Source organism: Acinetobacter sp., assembly GCF_041911495.1.
Taxonomy (GTDB): Bacteria; Pseudomonadota; Gammaproteobacteria; order Pseudomonadales; family Moraxellaceae; genus Acinetobacter.
The window spans coordinates 30,964-47,596 of record NZ_JAYROT010000035.1; the positions used below are offsets into that span (position 1 = coordinate 30,964).

The 16,633-nt window shown below is 40.9% G+C and carries 16 protein-coding genes; 7 read left to right on the top strand and 9 right to left on the bottom strand.

Going from position 1 to position 16,633, the window contains the following annotated elements:
* Positions 1–27: 27 nt before the first annotated feature.
* On the bottom strand, positions 28–1,389 hold the full coding sequence (locus tag ACE3PQ_RS04090) for an MFS transporter (RefSeq protein ID WP_374295450.1): 1,362 nt from the start codon (positions 1,387–1,389) through the stop codon (positions 28–30).
* Positions 1,390–1,927: 538 nt separating this feature from the next.
* Positions 1,928–2,755 carry a PhzF family phenazine biosynthesis protein gene (locus ACE3PQ_RS04095; protein ID WP_374295452.1) on the bottom strand — a complete coding sequence of 276 codons (828 nt, stop codon included), beginning with the start codon at positions 2,753–2,755 and terminating at the stop codon, positions 1,928–1,930.
* A gap of 295 nt (positions 2,756–3,050) precedes the next feature.
* On the opposite strand from ACE3PQ_RS04095, the gene ACE3PQ_RS04100 reads away from it, so the two are divergent.
* Positions 3,051–3,221 carry a hypothetical protein gene (locus ACE3PQ_RS04100; protein WP_374295453.1) on the top strand — a complete coding sequence of 57 codons (171 nt, stop codon included), beginning with the start codon at positions 3,051–3,053 and terminating at the stop codon, positions 3,219–3,221.
* Positions 3,222–3,313: 92 nt separating this feature from the next.
* Here ACE3PQ_RS04100 and ACE3PQ_RS04105 read toward each other — a convergent pair whose 3' ends face one another.
* Positions 3,314–4,411, bottom strand: a complete 1,098-nt coding sequence (locus ACE3PQ_RS04105) for an OmpA family protein (RefSeq protein WP_374295455.1) — start codon at positions 4,409–4,411, stop codon at positions 3,314–3,316.
* Positions 4,412–4,625: 214 nt separating this feature from the next.
* The gene (gene omp38 / locus ACE3PQ_RS04110) at positions 4,626–5,735 is read right to left on the bottom strand and encodes an outer membrane protein Omp38 (protein ID WP_374295458.1); all 1,110 of its coding nucleotides are present in this window, start codon (positions 5,733–5,735) and stop codon (positions 4,626–4,628) included.
* A 470-nt stretch (positions 5,736–6,205) separates the two neighbouring features.
* Here omp38 and ACE3PQ_RS04115 point away from each other — a divergent pair, with 470 nt between their 5' ends.
* The 3 genes from ACE3PQ_RS04115 to ACE3PQ_RS04125 all read left to right on the top strand — a co-directional run bounded on the left by ACE3PQ_RS04115 (position 6,206) and on the right by ACE3PQ_RS04125 (position 8,696).
* Positions 6,206–6,739, top strand: coding sequence for a GspH/FimT family pseudopilin (locus tag ACE3PQ_RS04115; RefSeq protein ID WP_374295460.1), 534 nt, complete (start codon positions 6,206–6,208; stop codon positions 6,737–6,739).
* A gap of 144 nt (positions 6,740–6,883) precedes the next feature.
* Positions 6,884–8,059: an acetyl-CoA C-acyltransferase gene (locus tag ACE3PQ_RS04120; RefSeq protein WP_374295462.1), complete on the top strand. Its 1,176-nt coding sequence runs from the start codon at positions 6,884–6,886 to the stop codon at positions 8,057–8,059.
* 166 nt (positions 8,060–8,225) lie between these two features.
* Positions 8,226–8,696 (top strand): VOC family protein, encoded by a 471-nt coding sequence (locus ACE3PQ_RS04125; RefSeq protein ID WP_374295464.1) that lies wholly within the window; start codon positions 8,226–8,228, stop codon positions 8,694–8,696.
* A gap of 95 nt (positions 8,697–8,791) precedes the next feature.
* On the opposite strand, the gene ACE3PQ_RS04130 is transcribed toward ACE3PQ_RS04125, so the two are convergent.
* From ACE3PQ_RS04130 to ACE3PQ_RS04140, 3 genes are all read right to left on the bottom strand, one after another.
* On the bottom strand, positions 8,792–9,277 hold the full coding sequence (locus ACE3PQ_RS04130) for a DUF934 domain-containing protein (protein ID WP_374295465.1): 486 nt from the start codon (positions 9,275–9,277) through the stop codon (positions 8,792–8,794).
* Entirely contained in the window at positions 9,270–10,913 is a 1,644-nt protein-coding gene (locus ACE3PQ_RS04135) for a nitrite/sulfite reductase (RefSeq protein WP_374295468.1), read from the bottom strand. Before ACE3PQ_RS04135 ends, ACE3PQ_RS04130 begins: the two co-directional genes overlap by 8 nt.
* Positions 10,914–11,107: 194 nt before the next feature.
* Complete coding sequence (locus ACE3PQ_RS04140; RefSeq protein ID WP_374295470.1) at positions 11,108–12,226, bottom strand: CaiB/BaiF CoA transferase family protein; 1,119 nt, start codon at positions 12,224–12,226, stop codon at positions 11,108–11,110.
* A gap of 312 nt (positions 12,227–12,538) precedes the next feature.
* Here ACE3PQ_RS04140 and ACE3PQ_RS04145 point away from each other — a divergent pair, with 312 nt between their 5' ends.
* From ACE3PQ_RS04145 to rpsI, 3 genes are all read left to right on the top strand, one after another.
* Positions 12,539–13,570: an AraC family transcriptional regulator gene (locus ACE3PQ_RS04145; RefSeq protein WP_374295472.1), complete on the top strand. Its 1,032-nt coding sequence runs from the start codon at positions 12,539–12,541 to the stop codon at positions 13,568–13,570.
* Positions 13,571–13,723: 153 nt separating this feature from the next.
* Complete coding sequence (gene rplM, locus ACE3PQ_RS04150; RefSeq protein ID WP_092619377.1) at positions 13,724–14,152, top strand: 50S ribosomal protein L13; 429 nt, start codon at positions 13,724–13,726, stop codon at positions 14,150–14,152.
* A 12-nt stretch (positions 14,153–14,164) separates the two neighbouring features.
* Positions 14,165–14,551 carry a 30S ribosomal protein S9 gene (gene rpsI / locus ACE3PQ_RS04155; protein ID WP_092619374.1) on the top strand — a complete coding sequence of 129 codons (387 nt, stop codon included), beginning with the start codon at positions 14,165–14,167 and terminating at the stop codon, positions 14,549–14,551.
* A 235-nt stretch (positions 14,552–14,786) separates the two neighbouring features.
* Here rpsI and ACE3PQ_RS04160 read toward each other — a convergent pair whose 3' ends face one another.
* A complete protein-coding gene (locus ACE3PQ_RS04160; RefSeq protein WP_374295475.1) occupies positions 14,787–15,590 on the bottom strand; it encodes an alpha/beta fold hydrolase in 804 nt (267 codons plus the stop codon).
* Between the two features lie 180 nt (positions 15,591–15,770).
* Positions 15,771–16,633, bottom strand: an 863-nt coding sequence (sppA, locus tag ACE3PQ_RS04165; RefSeq protein WP_374295477.1) for a signal peptide peptidase SppA, incomplete at its 5' end; no start/stop codon positions are given.

Here is a 16,633-nt window from a genome sequence, read left to right on the forward strand (position 1 = left end):
TTTGGCTATTGAGGCTAAGGTTTATGCTTAGGCCTCTGCAATTGCGTTACGTTCCGCAATCGCTTGTTCAAATAATTTTTGCTCTTTGGCTTTGTGCTCTGGGCTAAAGCGGATGAACATTACTGATACACCTGCAACCAGCACCAACACCCCGATGACCATCAGTGCAGTTTGAATATCCACCATACCTTTGAGCAAGAAACCTGCTGCCACCGCACCGACATTACCACCTGCACCAATGATCCCAGCTACACCACCTAATGATTCACGATCAACGAACGGTACCAGTGCGTACGTTGCGCCACATGCCATGTGTGTGAACAAACCAAAGATTGTCATCATCATGATCGCTGTCCACACCGTAGACATTTGCGAGAATAAGATTAAGAAAATCCCTTCACCCAAGATCATGATCAGTAATATTTTGGTACGACCATCCAAACCTTTACCGATCGCAACTTTGTCAGAAATGATGCCGCCTAGTGCACGAGCAAACAGTGCAAGCAAACCAAAGATACCTGCTGCTAGACCTGCTTCTTTTAGACCAAGATTAAAGGTATCGACGTAGTACATTGCTGCGATATTATGGATAAAGATTTCCACACCGAAGCACGCACCATAAGTCAGGAACAGAATCCACACACGGTAGTTCGATGCAGCTTGTTTTAAGATACCCATGCTACTTTTCTTACCACTACCTGTTTCCACGCCCATGGCACGAAGTTCTTTGTAGTCACCTTGTGGGCTATCTTGAGTAAGCTTCCAGTACATGATGCCAACGATGACCATCAAGATACCTGGCACCAATAACGCTGCTCTCCAACCCCAAGCCGCATCAACACCAACCATGATTAACGCAGCCATTAATAAAGGCATTAACGCTTGCGTCGCACCACCACCTGCATTACCCCAACCCGCAGTTGCTGCATTCGCAGTCCCGACGACATTTGGTGCAAACATGACACTGGTGTGATACTGCGTGATGACGAAGCTCGCACCAATCGCACCAATCAATAGACGGAAGAATAAGAATGATTCATAGCTATTTGCAGCAGCCACACCAAATACAGGAATACTGCCGATCAGTAATAAAGCGGTATAGGTACGACGTGGACCATATTTATCAGTCAATGGACCAATGATGAGGCGAACGAGAATGGTGATCGCAACTGCGGCAATATTGATATTGGCAATCTGATCTTTGGTTAAGCTAAACTCACCTGCGATGACTGGCATCAATGGCGCACAGGCAAACCATGCAAAGAAACAGATAAAGAATGCGAGCCATGACATATGGAAAGCACGCATTGCGGGAGTGGAAAAATTAAATAGTTTAATTGATGTTGCTTTTTTGGCCGACAAATCTACAGATGGGAAAGTAACAGACATAATGGCGTCCCCTGAACTAAACATAAATTAATGCAGTAATAAAACTTAAAACCACATATTCGCTTGTCAGAACGGGCGCCATTGACCGTTGCAATTTGGAGTCATCTTTGACTTACAAGATGTAATGCAACAGCCATGCCAAAATTCAAATAGTTAATTGAAAAGTATTTCCATTAACAAAAAATCACTCTTAAGAATTTGTTTTTACTTAAATTAAATTAAAAACCATAAATTTTTATCTATTAGAAGTAGCATATTTTTCTTATTCTCAACTTGAGAATAAACATATAAATGCTCACGACTTCATCAACCAAAATCACGTCGTCAACTTGATTGTTTATTTATTCTTATCTTTGCTTGCTAACACTCACTTTATATTTAATTAAATGCTGAATTGCACCATTTTCGTGCAACACAAAGCAAAGCCACAAAATCATACTTTAGATTCAATTTGCATAGAATCCAATTTTACGCCTCATTTTGGAGCAATGCTCTGTTTCATCAATTGCTAATCTAAGATTTGAATAAACTCACTGAGTTAATTGGCAATATTAATTTCGGCAATCATATACAGCCGTGTATAGCCCGCAACTTCCATGCGATCATTATCTAGGATTTTGCAATATAGTGTTCCGCCTCGTTTTGAGGCTTGATAGGCAACAAGCTCTTGTTTATTAAAACGATCCGCCCAAATCGGCACAATTCCAGTATGAATCGAACCTGTCACAGGATCTTCATCTATACCCATCGCAGGCGCAAAATAACGAGAAACACAATCCACATGCTCATGATCTGCACTGGCTGTGATTGCTACATCACGATTAGATGCTGTAATCGCTGTTCTTAAATTACCCAGTGCTTTTAGTTTTGCAAAATCAGGTTGTTCATCGAGTACATCTTGCACAGACTCATATTCCACAATATAAGCTTGTGGACTGAGATAAACCGCTTTAAATGGCTTAGTTAAACCTTCACGCAACAACTCAGGATAATCATCTATACGTTCTGCACGACGAATCGGAAAATTCATATGAATCTTGCCATCAATAGCTTGATGTACAATAAATTCACCGAGCTTCCGCACATGAAAAATGATTTGTTGCAAGTCCAAATCAAGCTGAAACAAAATACAGGCACTCGCCAAAGTCGCATGACCACAAAAATCAACTTCAGCAACAGGTGTAAACCATCGAATCTCAAAGTTTGTCGTATTTAACCTTTTTACAAAAGCAGTTTCAGCAAGGTTATTCTCCATCGCAATATTCTGCATGACAGATTCATCAAGCCATTCTTCCAAGATAATCACTGCCGCAGGATTCCCCTTAAACAACTTTTGGCTAAAAGCATCGACTTGATACATTTTCATGATGACAACCTACTATTTTCTTACACATTTATATCCCACTATATCGGCATTTATCACTGCTGTGGAGCTTGTTGATTGACAAATTGTACGTCTAGATTAAAATGCGCTCACCTTACGCTGTCTTCAACATTCTTTTAAAGGAGGTCGTTATGCTATTCACCCAAGAGTACACATTTAACTAATTCAGCATACGTCGGTATAGGACATATGTTGTATCCAAACAACGTCCGAATGCCAAGACAAACTTCCCTATCTAGCATTCGCTAGATTTTTTCTTTTTTGGAATGATTAAAAAATGAAACTGAAAGATATGCCTAAAATCAAATCACGCAATCCTGTTGCACTATCACCGCTTTTGCATAAAAGTGGTGTCTTTGAAACTGAAAAGCCTCAAGCGACGCATCGACGTGAACGCAAAGCATCGAAACATCAGCTTCGTAAAACAGATTGGCAAGCCGATAAATAAGTTTGGTAGATAAACTTAATCAATACCAAACTAAAAAAGCAACCCGAGGGTTGCTTTTTTACTTCACATCTATGGTAATTCAACCAATATGATTATTGACCCAGCTGTACAACAACTTTTTTAACACCGGTAATCTGCAATGTTACACGACGGTCTGGTTGTAAGCAAGCTTTCAATTCAGCAGTTGCTTTAGTACCAGTACAGTTCGTAGTTACAGGTTGAGATTCACCCGCACTGTTCACGTTCATTTGAGTTTGAATACCACGACTTGCAAGGTATTGCTGTACAGTTTGCGCACGTTTCATACCAAGGTTGTAGTTGTATTTTTCAGAACCCAAACGATCGGTATGACCTGTGACATCAATACTGTTAATCGTTGTGTAGTTACCATTCACAGCGTCAACAACTTGATCCAAAGTTGCACGACCTTGTGGCAACAAGTCAGAAACCGATGAACCATCAAACTTAAACAATGCGTCAGCAGCTAGGTTAATCGTTTCTTGCTCAACACGTGGTGCTGGCGCAGGAGCAGGCTCTGGAAGTGGTTCAACCGCAACGACAGGCGCTTCAGGCTTCAAGTGACCACCCAAAACAACATTCAAGCCTGCAAGTGCTGTATAGTTCCAAAACTCTTCATCAGCATTATAGGTAGCGCGAGCTTCTGTACGTAGTGACAAAGCATCATTGAAGCGATAGAACGCACCAATACCCGCATTACCCAAAGTACCTTCTTCTTTCAAACCACGACCTGCACGACCCAATGTTGCTTCATCCGCACCATCAAAATCATACTTGTAATGACCAGCACCTAAAAGTACATAAGGCTTAAACTTACTGTCATAATCTTTTGTGATCAAATCAGAAGTCACATAAAAGTTACCATTGATCTGAGTTTGTTTGTACTCTGCAGCATTAAGCTCTTGACCGCCGACTTCAATATCACCTTTCACTTGGTTATATTCAGCTTCAAAGCCCAACCAAGGTGTCAATTCAACACCAAGCGCTGCACCAACAAATAAATCGTCTTGGATTTCAGCAGAACTGGTTAGATCACCTTTGTCGCCGTCATTGTTGTGTTGGGTATCTTGGAAAGTATAACCAAGCATTAATGGGGTAACAGTCACACCAGCATTAGCTGCAGCAAACGGGAGAGCCAACAACAAGGCACATGTTATACGATTTAAATTCATATCTAACTCCAAAATATGCATTCTGCATTAAAATTTATTGAGTAATCAAAATTGAAAGCTTTGAAACAATTCTCGCTTTAAGCTTTATCATTTAATTACTAAATCAACAAGTTGTGTTCAATATAGTGATTTATAATCGTGTTGTTTGTAATTTTTTGATACAAAAAAAGCAACCCGAAAGTTGCTTTTTTATTATTTGGTAAAAACTGTCAAATTAATGACCAGGATGAACCATCACAGTACGGCTACCAGTGATCGTAGCAAATACACGACGGTTCATCGCACGACCTTCTTTAGTATTGTTGTCTGCAATTGGTTGATCCCATGCAAAACCTTGAGTGCTCAAGCGATTTGCATCGATACCAAACTCATTTACAAGTGATGATTTCACAGAGTTTGCACGAGCAAGTGAAAGACGTTCGTTCAACTTACGTGGACCTGTGTTATCAGTGTGACCTTCGATTTGTGCAGTTGCATTTGGATATTCAACCAGTTTCTCAGCAACTTTAGCAATTTCAGGCTTGTATTGTGGTTTGATGTTTGACTTGTTAATGTCAAAGAATACACGAAGTTCCATCTTAAGATCTTCGGTGATTTCTTGTGGTTGCTCTGGAGCAGGTTCAACAATAACTGGCTCTGGAACTGGTTCAACTTCAACCACTGGCGCAGCTGGTTTCAAGTGGCCACCAAGAACAACTTGAAGTGCTGCCAAGCCTTGACCTTCCCACCAGTTGTTATCGAAGTTGTGGATTGCACGAGCTTCTGTACGAAGTGTCAATGCATCGTTCAACTGCCAAAGTACACCTGCACCTAAGTTACCAAGCGTATCGTATGAACGACGATCAAAACCAGGATTATCTACAGTGATACGTGAATGACCAACACCAATCAAACCATAAGGCTTGATTTTGCTGTCATAGTTACCAGTGAATACGTCTGTAGTAGCGATCGCATTCAAGCTAAGAGTTTCTTGCTTAGCTTCCCATGGTTGACCAAAGTTAGTTGCAGATTCATTCGCAGCAGCATCTGGCTTAGTTTGTTGGTATTCAACTTCAGCTTGTAACCATGGCGTCAATTCTGCACCGATTGCAGCACCAACAACCAAATCACTTTGAAGCGCAACACCAGATCCAGTAGATCCTGGCAAAGTACCAGTAGGTGTAGTTCCGCCATCACGGCTCGTCAATACTTCACGTTGCTTATCTTGAGTATCTTCAGGATACCAGTGATAACCAACCATCAACGGAGTAATTGTAATACCCGCATTTGCAGCTGCAAATGGAGTAGCGACTAACATTGCTAATGCAATACGACTCATTTTCATGGAATGCCTCCAGATTAACATTTTGTTGTGTAACGCAAGCCTAAAACTTTGTTTTCAGTGCATAGTATATACACAATTTCATATGTTTTTAAGCTACTTGCCTAAAATTTTACAAAAATTGGACATCAAACTCAAATGTCATAACCCAATTGTCAATAGTATTGACAAACTTATTTACAATTACCGTTGTAGTTCGGTAACTCGTCTAGGATATTGACTTATCCTTGCTTTGCAGTCTAGTTGTATTTAAATGCTTTTTCTATACTTTTTTATGAAAGTTTGATATCCAACACAGTTTTTTTGTAACTATGATTGCCTTATTACTAACAAAATAAATTAAAATTATTGCAAAACAATATGTACAAAATTATTATATTTTGACAAGTATCACAAATACCCATATCAATTTTACAATCTACTACGTAATCATTAAAGAAACTGGGTAACAGAAACGAACAATAAATTAAAACATGAGGTTTCAAGTGCGAGCTTTCACACACTCCAAACAATATGGTATCACTTTAGTCGAGTTGATGATCACCATTGCAATCTTAGCTATTGTAGCGATGATTGCAGTACCCTCTTTCCAAGCCGTCATGGCTAATCTTGAGGCAAATCGAGTTCAATCTACCATGCGATCCGTTATCCAAGACAGTAAATATCGTGCTTTCACTAATCGACAGCGTATTACGATTTGCGGCAGTTCAAATCTACAAGATTGCGATGCGCAGTGGTCTAATGGATTTATCATTTTTAATGACTTAAATATCAACAAAACAAAAGATCTTGCTGAAGAGATCATAAAGAAGCACAGTTTAAATTTGAAACATGGCACACTCTCTTGGCGTGGTTTTGGTGGTAGTGCATTATTCTTTCAGCCTGATACTGGTCTCCCTCGTGGATCGAACGGCAGTTTCACGTATTGTGCGAACTCAAATAAACATCAAAAGATTATTATTGGCACGATGGGACATGCACGACATGAAACGGTGACCAGTTGTTAAAATTTAACCATCCCCATTAATCTCCCTAAGAATTTGGTAACAAATGAACGTATAGTTCCCTTTATTTTTGTACCTATATTTAAAAATGACTTATAGTTTGTTCATCTTTTTATAAGCCACTAGATTTTACACAGGAGTTTATTCATGTCTGATATCGTAATTGTCAATGGTGCTCGTACTGCAATGGGCGGTTTTCAAGGCAGTTTAGCAGGTGTTACCGCACCTGAACTTGGCGCAGTATCGATTAAAGAAGCGATTGCTCGTGCAGGTCTTCAGCCGACTGATATCGAAGAAGTCATCATGGGCTGCGTATTGCCTGCAGGTCTAAAGCAAGGTCCTGCTCGTCAAGCCATGCGTCAAGCTGGACTTCCAGACTCTACTGGCGCAGTGACCATTAACAAGCTTTGTGGTTCAGGGATGAAAGCCGTGATGCAGGCTGCGGACATGATTAAAGCTGGTTCGGCAAGTATCGTGGTTGCTGGCGGCATGGAATCCATGACCAATGCACCTTACATCCTACCAAAAGCACGTGGTGGCTACCGCATGGGACATGGTGAAGTTAAAGATCACATGTTCTTAGATGGTTTAGAAGATGCAGAAACTGGTCGCCTAATGGGTTCATTTGCACAAGACATGGCAAATAAAAAATCGTACAGTCGTGAGCAAATGGATGAATTTGCGATTCGTTCATTGAAGCGTGCGCAAACTGCGGTCAATGAAGGCTATTTTTCTGATGAAATCGTTCCTGTCACTGTATCTACACGCAAAGGTGATGTGGTCGTTGATAAAGATGAGCAACCGTTCAATGCCAATATCGACAAGATTCCAACACTTCGCCCTGCTTTTGCCAAAGACGGTACCATCACCGCAGCCAATGCAAGTTCGATCTCTGACGGTGCGTCTGCATTAGTATTGACGACTGCTGATAATGCAGAAGCAAAGGGTTTAAATCCGTTGGCAAAAATTATTGCTTACGCTTCAAACTCACAACACCCATCTGAGTTCACCATTGCACCAGTTGGCGCAATCCACAAAGTGCTCAATCAAACAGGTTGGGATGTACAAGATGTTGACCTTTGGGAAATCAATGAAGCATTTGCCATGGTTGCGATGTGTCCGATCGATGAGTTCAAACTTGATATCGAAAAAGTGAATATCAACGGTGGTGCATGTGCACTTGGTCACCCTGTCGGCTCTACAGGTTCACGCATTATCTTAACGCTAATCCATGCCTTAAAACGTACTGGTGGCAAAAAAGGCATTGCTGCACTATGTATCGGCGGTGGTGAAGCAACTGCTGTAGCGATTGAATTATTTTAATTCAAAAGTTTAAACAGAAAATCCCGCACATTGATGCGGGATTTTTTGTTTAGTGGAATAATATTCTTATAACAATTCAAAGCTAGGATGTTACATAAACACATCGTATAATATTTAAACATCTTTTCCAAAACTAAAGTTCGTCCAGCAATCGAAGGATATAACAATGCAACTTAATCATTATCTAAACTTTAAGGGACAAACCGAAGCCGCATTCTTATTTTATCAATCCGTATTTGGCGGAACATTTTCCAACATGACACGCTATGGCGATATGCCACCTGAAGATGGCGTAAACTTAACTGAAGAAGAACGCACCTTTATTATGCACGTATCGCTTCCGATCAATGAACATACTGAGCTGATGGGTTCGGACTATATGGAGGCCTTCTGTGGCAATAATGCGCATGGGTTTATTCAGGGTAACAATCATTATATTTCCATCAATTTAGTGAATGATGAAACCGAAACTCGTCGTTTGTTCAATCAATTATCTGTGCATGGTCATATTGAATGTCCGCTAGAAAAAACCTTTTGGGGTGCGTTGTTTGGTTCGTTTACCGATCAGTTCGGAGTGAAATGGATGGTGAATTGTCAGCTTGATGCGACACATTACAGCCAAGACATTGCTTTATAATTTTTCATCAACTCTCGAATATTCTATTTGATAATCCCAGCCATAAAAATCCCGCATCAAAGTGCGGGATTTTTATATAACAGCATGAGTTACTTTTAACGACTAGTTTGATAGCTCGCTTCACGTACCGCCGTTGAGGCTTGATAAGGATGGGTAAAATCATTCAAACCTGCCGCAGCTTCTTGAATATCTTTGCCCTCTTTAATCACAAAGCTATCAAAACCTGAACGCTTTAGATAATTCAACACATCTTTAAAGACATCGCCAACTGCACGCAGCTCACCTTGATAGCCTTGACGGCGTAAAAGTGCTGCAAAAGAATATCCACGCCCATCACCAAAACCTGCGAAATCAATAAAAATCGCCTCGAGTTGATCCAGTGGGTATGCTGTTGTTTCAGGTGAATCTTCCGCAGTCAAAAATAATGCTTTTTTCCCTGAAACATTCGGCAATTGATCAAGCTGTTCAACCGTTAATACCACATCACCTTGTGGCAACTGTCCTTCTTCAGAAACTTGCTGAAAGGTATTATCAAAAATACTGCCATCTTTGCCGAGCACAGGCTGAGTCAAATTAAGCATAAGCGCGCTCCTTAAATGGTTGAATGCCGAAACGACGATAAGTGTCGATGAAGTCTTCACCTTCACTACGCAAATCTAAGTAGGTATTTAAAATTTCTTCCACGACATCTGGAATCACTTCGGCAGCAAAAGATGGCCCTAAAATATCACCAATTGAAGCATCATGGTCTGCATGCCCACCTAAAGTGATTTGGTAAAATTCGGCGCCTTTTTTATCGACACCTAAAATCCCGATATTACCAACGTGGTGATGACCACAAGCATTCATACAACCTGAAATATTCAAATCCAGTTTGCCAAGATTATATATGGTATCCAAATCATCAAAACGGCGTGAAATAGCTTCTGAAATTGGAATAGATTTAGCGTTGGCAAGTGAACAGAAATCACCCCCCGGACAGCAAATAATATCGGTGATAAAGCCAATATGCGCGCGCGCCAAGTTGTTAGCATCTAGGACTTGCCACAATGCAAATAAGTCTTTTTGTGGCACATCTACCAAGGCAATATTTTGTTCATGCGTGGTACGCAATTCACCAAAGGTATATTGATCTGCTAAATCTGCAATTAGATTCATTTCTTCGGTTGTCATGTCACCTGGTGCAACACCTGCACGTTTCAATGAAATAGTGACAATACGGTAGCCTTGAACTTTGTGCGCATTGGTGTTGATGTTGAACCATTGTTTGAATTTTGGATACTGTGCAAACAGCTCACTAAAATCTTCATCGGCATAGTTTTGATAAGCAAATGGCGTGAAGTTTTCATCCATTTTTTTCAAAGTTTCAGCATCAATTTTTAAGGTTTTCACGGTATGTGCAAATTCAGCTTCAACTTTTTCTGCAAATACTGCTGGAGTTAGGGCTTTTACCAAAATTTTAATACGTGCTTTATATTTATTGTCGCGACGACCATGCAAGTTATAGACACGTAAAATAGCTTCTAAGTAAGCAATCAAATCCTCACGTGGCAAGAACTCACGAATAAAGCTACCAATAATTGGAGTACGACCTAAGCCACCACCAACTTTAATTTTATAGCCAATTTCGCCTGCTTCATTTTTAACAATATAGACGCCAATGTCATGAAATGCAGTTGCAGCACGGTCAATTTCTTCGAGTGCAGACACAGCAATTTTAAACTTACGTGGTAAGAAGGCAAATTCTGGGTGGAAAGTCGACCACTGACGAATTAATTCACAGGTTGGACGTGGATCGGCAATTTCGCCCGCCACAACACCTGCATACTGGTCTGTGGTGGTATTACGAATACAGTTACCAGACGTCTGAATGGCATGCATTTGCACGGTTGCAAGCTCTGCCAGCATATCAGGCACATTTTCCAGTGCAGGCCAGTTAAACTGAATGTTTTGACGTGTTGATACGTGCGCATAACCACGGTCATATTCCTGACTAATCTCAGCGATCTTGCGCAATTGCTTGGTATTCATCAAACCATAAGGCACAGCAATACGAAGCATTGGCGCATAGCGCTGTACATATAAGCCATTTTGCAGACGCAGCGGACGATATTCATCCTCTGTCAGTTTGCCAGCAAGATAGCGTTTAGTTTGATCTCGAAACTGTGCAACACGTTGATTGAGCAACTGTTGATCGAAGTCGGTATATAAATACATGGCGTTCAGCTAGTAAGTCATTCTAGAAAGGTGTGTAGCATACCGATATTTACTTCATCAATAAAATGCTTTTTTTGCATATTTAATTTCGATTTTATTGATATAAGCAAATCACATTTTTTTAGCGCACCCATCCCTTAATAAATAATTCTTAATTTGAGCATCTCACGAATACTTCAATTCAAATCCGCAAACTACCACTCGCCCACGCCTAAAGCTCGACCTATATAGTCATAGCGCATTTTTGAACGTGAAAATTGGATTGGATTCGCCAACTGACGCTCTACAGCGGAGTCATTCTTATTTAAAGGTACATTAACAACCCACTCACGCTCATTAGACAATTCAGAATTTAACGCTTCTGCCAAACTTAAAACAGGCTCAACACATAAATCACGCTGCGCGAAAAAATCTTGCCAATATGCCAAGTCCTTCGTTTCAATTTTATTTTGAATCGCTTCCTTTACTAATTTCTGATCGTCAGGCAATTGCGATAAACCTTTTTCAGCGACAATCGACAACTCTAAAGCTTGAGCTAAGCCTTGTAAGAACTGTGGCTCTAAGCCACCAATAGATAGGTATCGACCATCGGCACAGCGATAATAATCATAAAAACTACCGCCATTCAGTGCGGCGGATTCAGCTTCTGTACCATGATTGGCTGCCAGTTGTGCAGATGCCGCCATATTATTGAGGCTTACTGCGCAGTCCGTCATCGAAATATCAATATACTGTCCCAGACCACTACGAGTACGTTCAACCACAGCCGCCAAGATCGCTATCACCGCATGAAGTGAACCACCTGCTACATCAGCAACCTGCACACCCAAAGGTGGTGGACCAGACGCTTTACGTCCGCTATGCCCTGCAATCCCCGACAAGGCAAGATAGTTAATGTCATGACCTGCACGATTGCGATATTGACCAGTTTGCCCATAACCTGTAATTGAACAATAAATCAGTCGTGGATTAATTGCCGAAAGTTCTTCATAACCCAAACCGAGTCGCTTCATCACATCAGGACGGAATTGCTCAACCACAATGTCATAGTCATTAATTTTAGATTTGATCAATTCAATATTGTTTGCATCTTTTAAATCGAGGGCGATCGACTGTTTATTTCGATTGAGATAGCTATGAGCTGTGGCTTGCCCATTGGCATAAGGTGGCATTACTCGCACCAAATCCACCCGAGTTGGCGATTCGATATGCACGACTTTTGCCCCCATATCGGCGAACATCAATGTGGCAAAAGGACCTGGTAATAAAGTCGAAAAATCTAAAACTTTTAAACCACTTAATGCGCCATCCATATCACACTTTCCCTAAATCTTGATTCTGCAAAGCCAGTACCATAATGTATTTTCCAACCACGATACAATACGCATTTTGCTCAATGGCTTTGTCATTTTCTGCCAAGCCCAATCTTATTCGACTAAAGTTAATATTTGATTTAATTCAACATTAAGTAAATGATTGATAAAAGATTACTGCAATTTTACGCAAATTATGACATATTCAAGAATATAAGATTTGCGTTATCATAATTACTCAGTGAACAGTTGTATTTTTTAGCAAGAACGAGATTGCACTGATGCAGTGAAATCCAACAAAAGGTCAAAAACATGAGCCGTGATACGATTAGCATTCATTTTGTCAATGCTGCACTCACAGGTGTAAAGCGTCTAGGTTTAGATACTGATACTTTGCTCTCCCACGTCGGGATTGAGGCAGAATTACTCAAACAACCTAAAGCACGTATTTCTCCCGATCAATATACCCAATTTGCTCGAATGCTGTGGCTTGTCACCCAAGATGAACACATTGGTTTTGATATACAACCACGTAAACTCGGCACCTTTGCCATGATGTGTCAGTTGATTATTCATTGCAAAACTTTGGGCGAAGCACTAGAGCGATCTACTGAATTTTATCGTTTATTTGGTGATGAATGGTCGGTAAATCTTGAACGTGATAAACATGAAGCACGTTTGATTCCTGCGATTCCGCCGAAATACGATCCCGATCATTTCGTTACCGAAAGTATGCTGATGATTTGGCACGGCTTAGCCTCTTGGTTGATTGAACGCCGTATTCCTTTAGAACGTGTTCATTTTGGCTATGAACGTCCAAAACATGCCGATGAATACGATGCCTTATTCTTTGCACCTGTCATGCAATTTAATGCACAGCGTACAGAGGTCACTTTTGCAGCTGATTATTTGGATTTGCCAATTCGTCAGACTGAAGAAACTCTCGCAGAGTTCTTAAAAACCGCACCTGCTGGGCTTTTGGTGAAATTTAAAAATACAAACTCACTGACCAATCGCATTCGCGATGTATTGAAAAGCCATATTGGCGAAGAAATGCCAACACTCAATGATGTCGCTGCTATGCTGTATCTGTCACCGCAGACTTTGCGACGTCGCCTTGCCACCGAAGGCAAGAGCTACCAAGGTGTCAAAGATGCGCTTCGTCGTGATGCAGCGATTCACTTATTGTTGCGCCATGATTTGACTTTGGAAGATGTCGCACAGCAAGTTGGATTTAGTGAAACCAGTACATTCCATCGTGCATTCAAAAAATGGACAGGTGTAACACCAGGTTTATATCGACAGCTTCACGGTGGTTATCGTCATAGTGAAAACTTGGCATAAAAACACCGGAATAAATTCAATTTCAGCGTAATATTTGTTTGATCTTTATTTACAAAGCTCCTATAATTTGCGCTTCTTTTCGTTTGGTCGTTTTGTTTTGTGTGATTACACAATTTAAAAATGAACAAACCAACTATAATAGGTATTTCGTTCATGAAAACTCTCAGTGCAAAACCTGCTGAGGTGCAACACGACTGGTATGTTGTGGATGCATCAGGTAAAACACTTGGTCGTTTAGCGACTGAAATTGCTCGCCGCCTTCGTGGTAAGCATAAAACAACTTTTACACCGCACGTTGATACAGGCGATTACATCGTAGTGATCAATGCGGAACAAGTTCAAGTTACTGGTAACAAGTCACTTGACAAAAAATACTATCGCCACACTGAATTCCCAGGTGGTTTGAAAGAAACTAACTTTGAAAAATTAGTTGCGCACAAACCTGAAGAAATCTTCCAACGTGCTGTTAAAGGTATGTTGCCAAAAGGTCCACTTGGTTATGCAATGATCAAGAAAATGAAAGTGTATGCTGGTAGCGAGCACCCTCATACTGCTCAACAGCCGCAAGTTTTGGATATCTAAGGGATAAAAGACATGGCACAAAATTATGGTACAGGTCGCCGTAAGACCGCAACTGCACGTGTTTTCTTATCAGCTGGTACTGGTAAACTCGTGATCAACAACCGTTCTATCGAAGAGTATTTCGGTCGTGAAACTGCACGTATGGTTGTTCGTCAACCGCTTGAGTTGCTTGAAGCAACTGGCAAATATGATCTTTACATCACTGTTAAAGGTGGTGGTATCGGTGGTCAAGCTGGTGCAATCCGTCACGGTATCACTCGTGCATTGATCGCATCTGACGAAACTTTGAAGCCTGCGCTTCGTCAAGCTGGTTTCGTTACTCGTGACTCACGTGAAGTTGAACGTAAGAAACTTGGTTTACGTAAAGCACGTAAACGTCCTCAATTCTCTAAGCGTTAATTTTTTCAGAGCAACGGCTCTTTACGATTTACGATTTACAGAATCGAAAAAACCTCGGAATTTCCGAGGTTTTTTTATGGTAAATGATTAATGACGGATAGTTAATTGCTAGAGTTTATAATGGTAAATTTTGAAGCACCCTTCCTACACAAAAATCTAAGCAGAAAAAACCACACATAAAAAAAGAGCCACCGTTATGGCAGCTCAATTTTAAAAAATCAAAACACAAGATGAGCTACAGCAAATCTTGACGAATCAATGATTTGACTTTTTCCACCGTATCTAGCGGATGCTCTAGTGGGAACATATGTCCACCTTCGACTACTTGGAATGGAATGCCTAGCTTGCGTTTTGCTACCTGTGGAAATTTACGTTTTAAGAATTGGCTATCTTGCCCAACGACTAAATCTACTGGAACTTTGGGTTGAGGTTGAGGTAGCCACCATAGCGATGGATTCTTTCTAAAAATTTCTACTTCGGCTGCCTTAGGAATGGTTAAAGTCACACCACCACGCACGGTATCTTCAGTTAAACCATGTTGAATATATGCATTAAAACATTCAGGATCAAAGTCTTTAAAAAAGCCTCTCCCCGATAAAAGCTGTGCAGCTTGCTCACGACTTTCCCAGTGATCACGACGATGCTTTGACAATCCCGCAGGCGTAATTTGATCAACGAACTTTGGATAAAACAACTTGGACATGTGAAAGACCAAAGATGCTGCGCCCAAGATCAACGGTGGATCAAGCATAATCACTTGGCTAATCAAGTCTGGACGTTTATTCGATACCATAAAACTCAGTACCGAACCGAGCGAATGCCCTAAGGTAATCACTTTACGACCATTGGCTTGTGATTCTATGCTATCGGTAATCTGCTGTACCAAATAATCCCAATGATCGGTAATCGGATAGCGAGGATTCGCACCAATCGGTGTGGTATAGATGATGTCATATTCATCAGACAGCGCATCAAATAGCTTTTGATAGGTTTCAGATGGAATGCCATTGGCATGAGCAAAATGAATCAGTGGTTTCATCATGTACATTCTTGTGGGATTAGACTTTTATCTTCCTCCCCTTGTGAATAAGACACAAGGGGTAGAACTGAGCGGTTTTACTATTGCAATGAACACTTCTGCAAATGAGATCACGAGATCATCCGCTATCGCCTTGCAAGCTTATTACTGCAATTTTTCTTATTACTGTAATTTTGCTTGTTACTGTAATTTTGCTTGTGACTGGGCTTCGATCTGTTGATTGATCGACTGACCAATACCATTTCCGATAGATGTACCAACCGTGCCAAGCAAAGATTCAAACGGACTACGTTTCACGGTGTAATCTACTTTTTTATCGACTTTCAGTTCACGTGCTAAAGTGGTGAGATTGCCTGCTTTATCTGCTAGACCAATTTTGATCGCTTGATCACCTGTCCAAAACAGTCCTGAGAACAAGTCTCGCGTATCTGCTTTTAGACGTTTACCACGACCTTCTTTTACCGCAGTGATAAAGTGTTGATGGACATTATTCAGCAAGGCTTGTACATGGGCTTTCTCTTCTGCATCGACTGGCTTCGTCCAACTCAATAATGACTTATGGTCGCCTGAAGTCATGGTGCGATCTTCCACGCCTAATTTCTTCGCAAGCTCTGTTACACCATAGTTTGGCATCACCACACCGATCGAACCGACAATACTTGATGGATTGACGTAGATCTCATCAGCGGCTGATGCAATATAATACGCACCCGATGCGCCCATATCACCAATGATGGCATAGACTTTTTTATCGGTATGTTGCGATTTCTGATAGCGTATCTCTTGCCAAATTTCATCCGACTGTACAGGTGAACCACCCGGCGAATTGATATTGAGCACCACCGCCTTCGCATTTTTCGCTTCAAAAGCACGCTTCAATGCTTTGTTGGTGTCTTTACTATTTACGCTATTGGCATCGCCTGCGATCATGCCTTGAATATCCACGACAGCAATATGCTCATCAGAAACAATCGGCGCACCATCCACTTGCGAACCTGTGCTACACCCTTTTCCGAGCATAATCAAAATAAACATCAAATAAA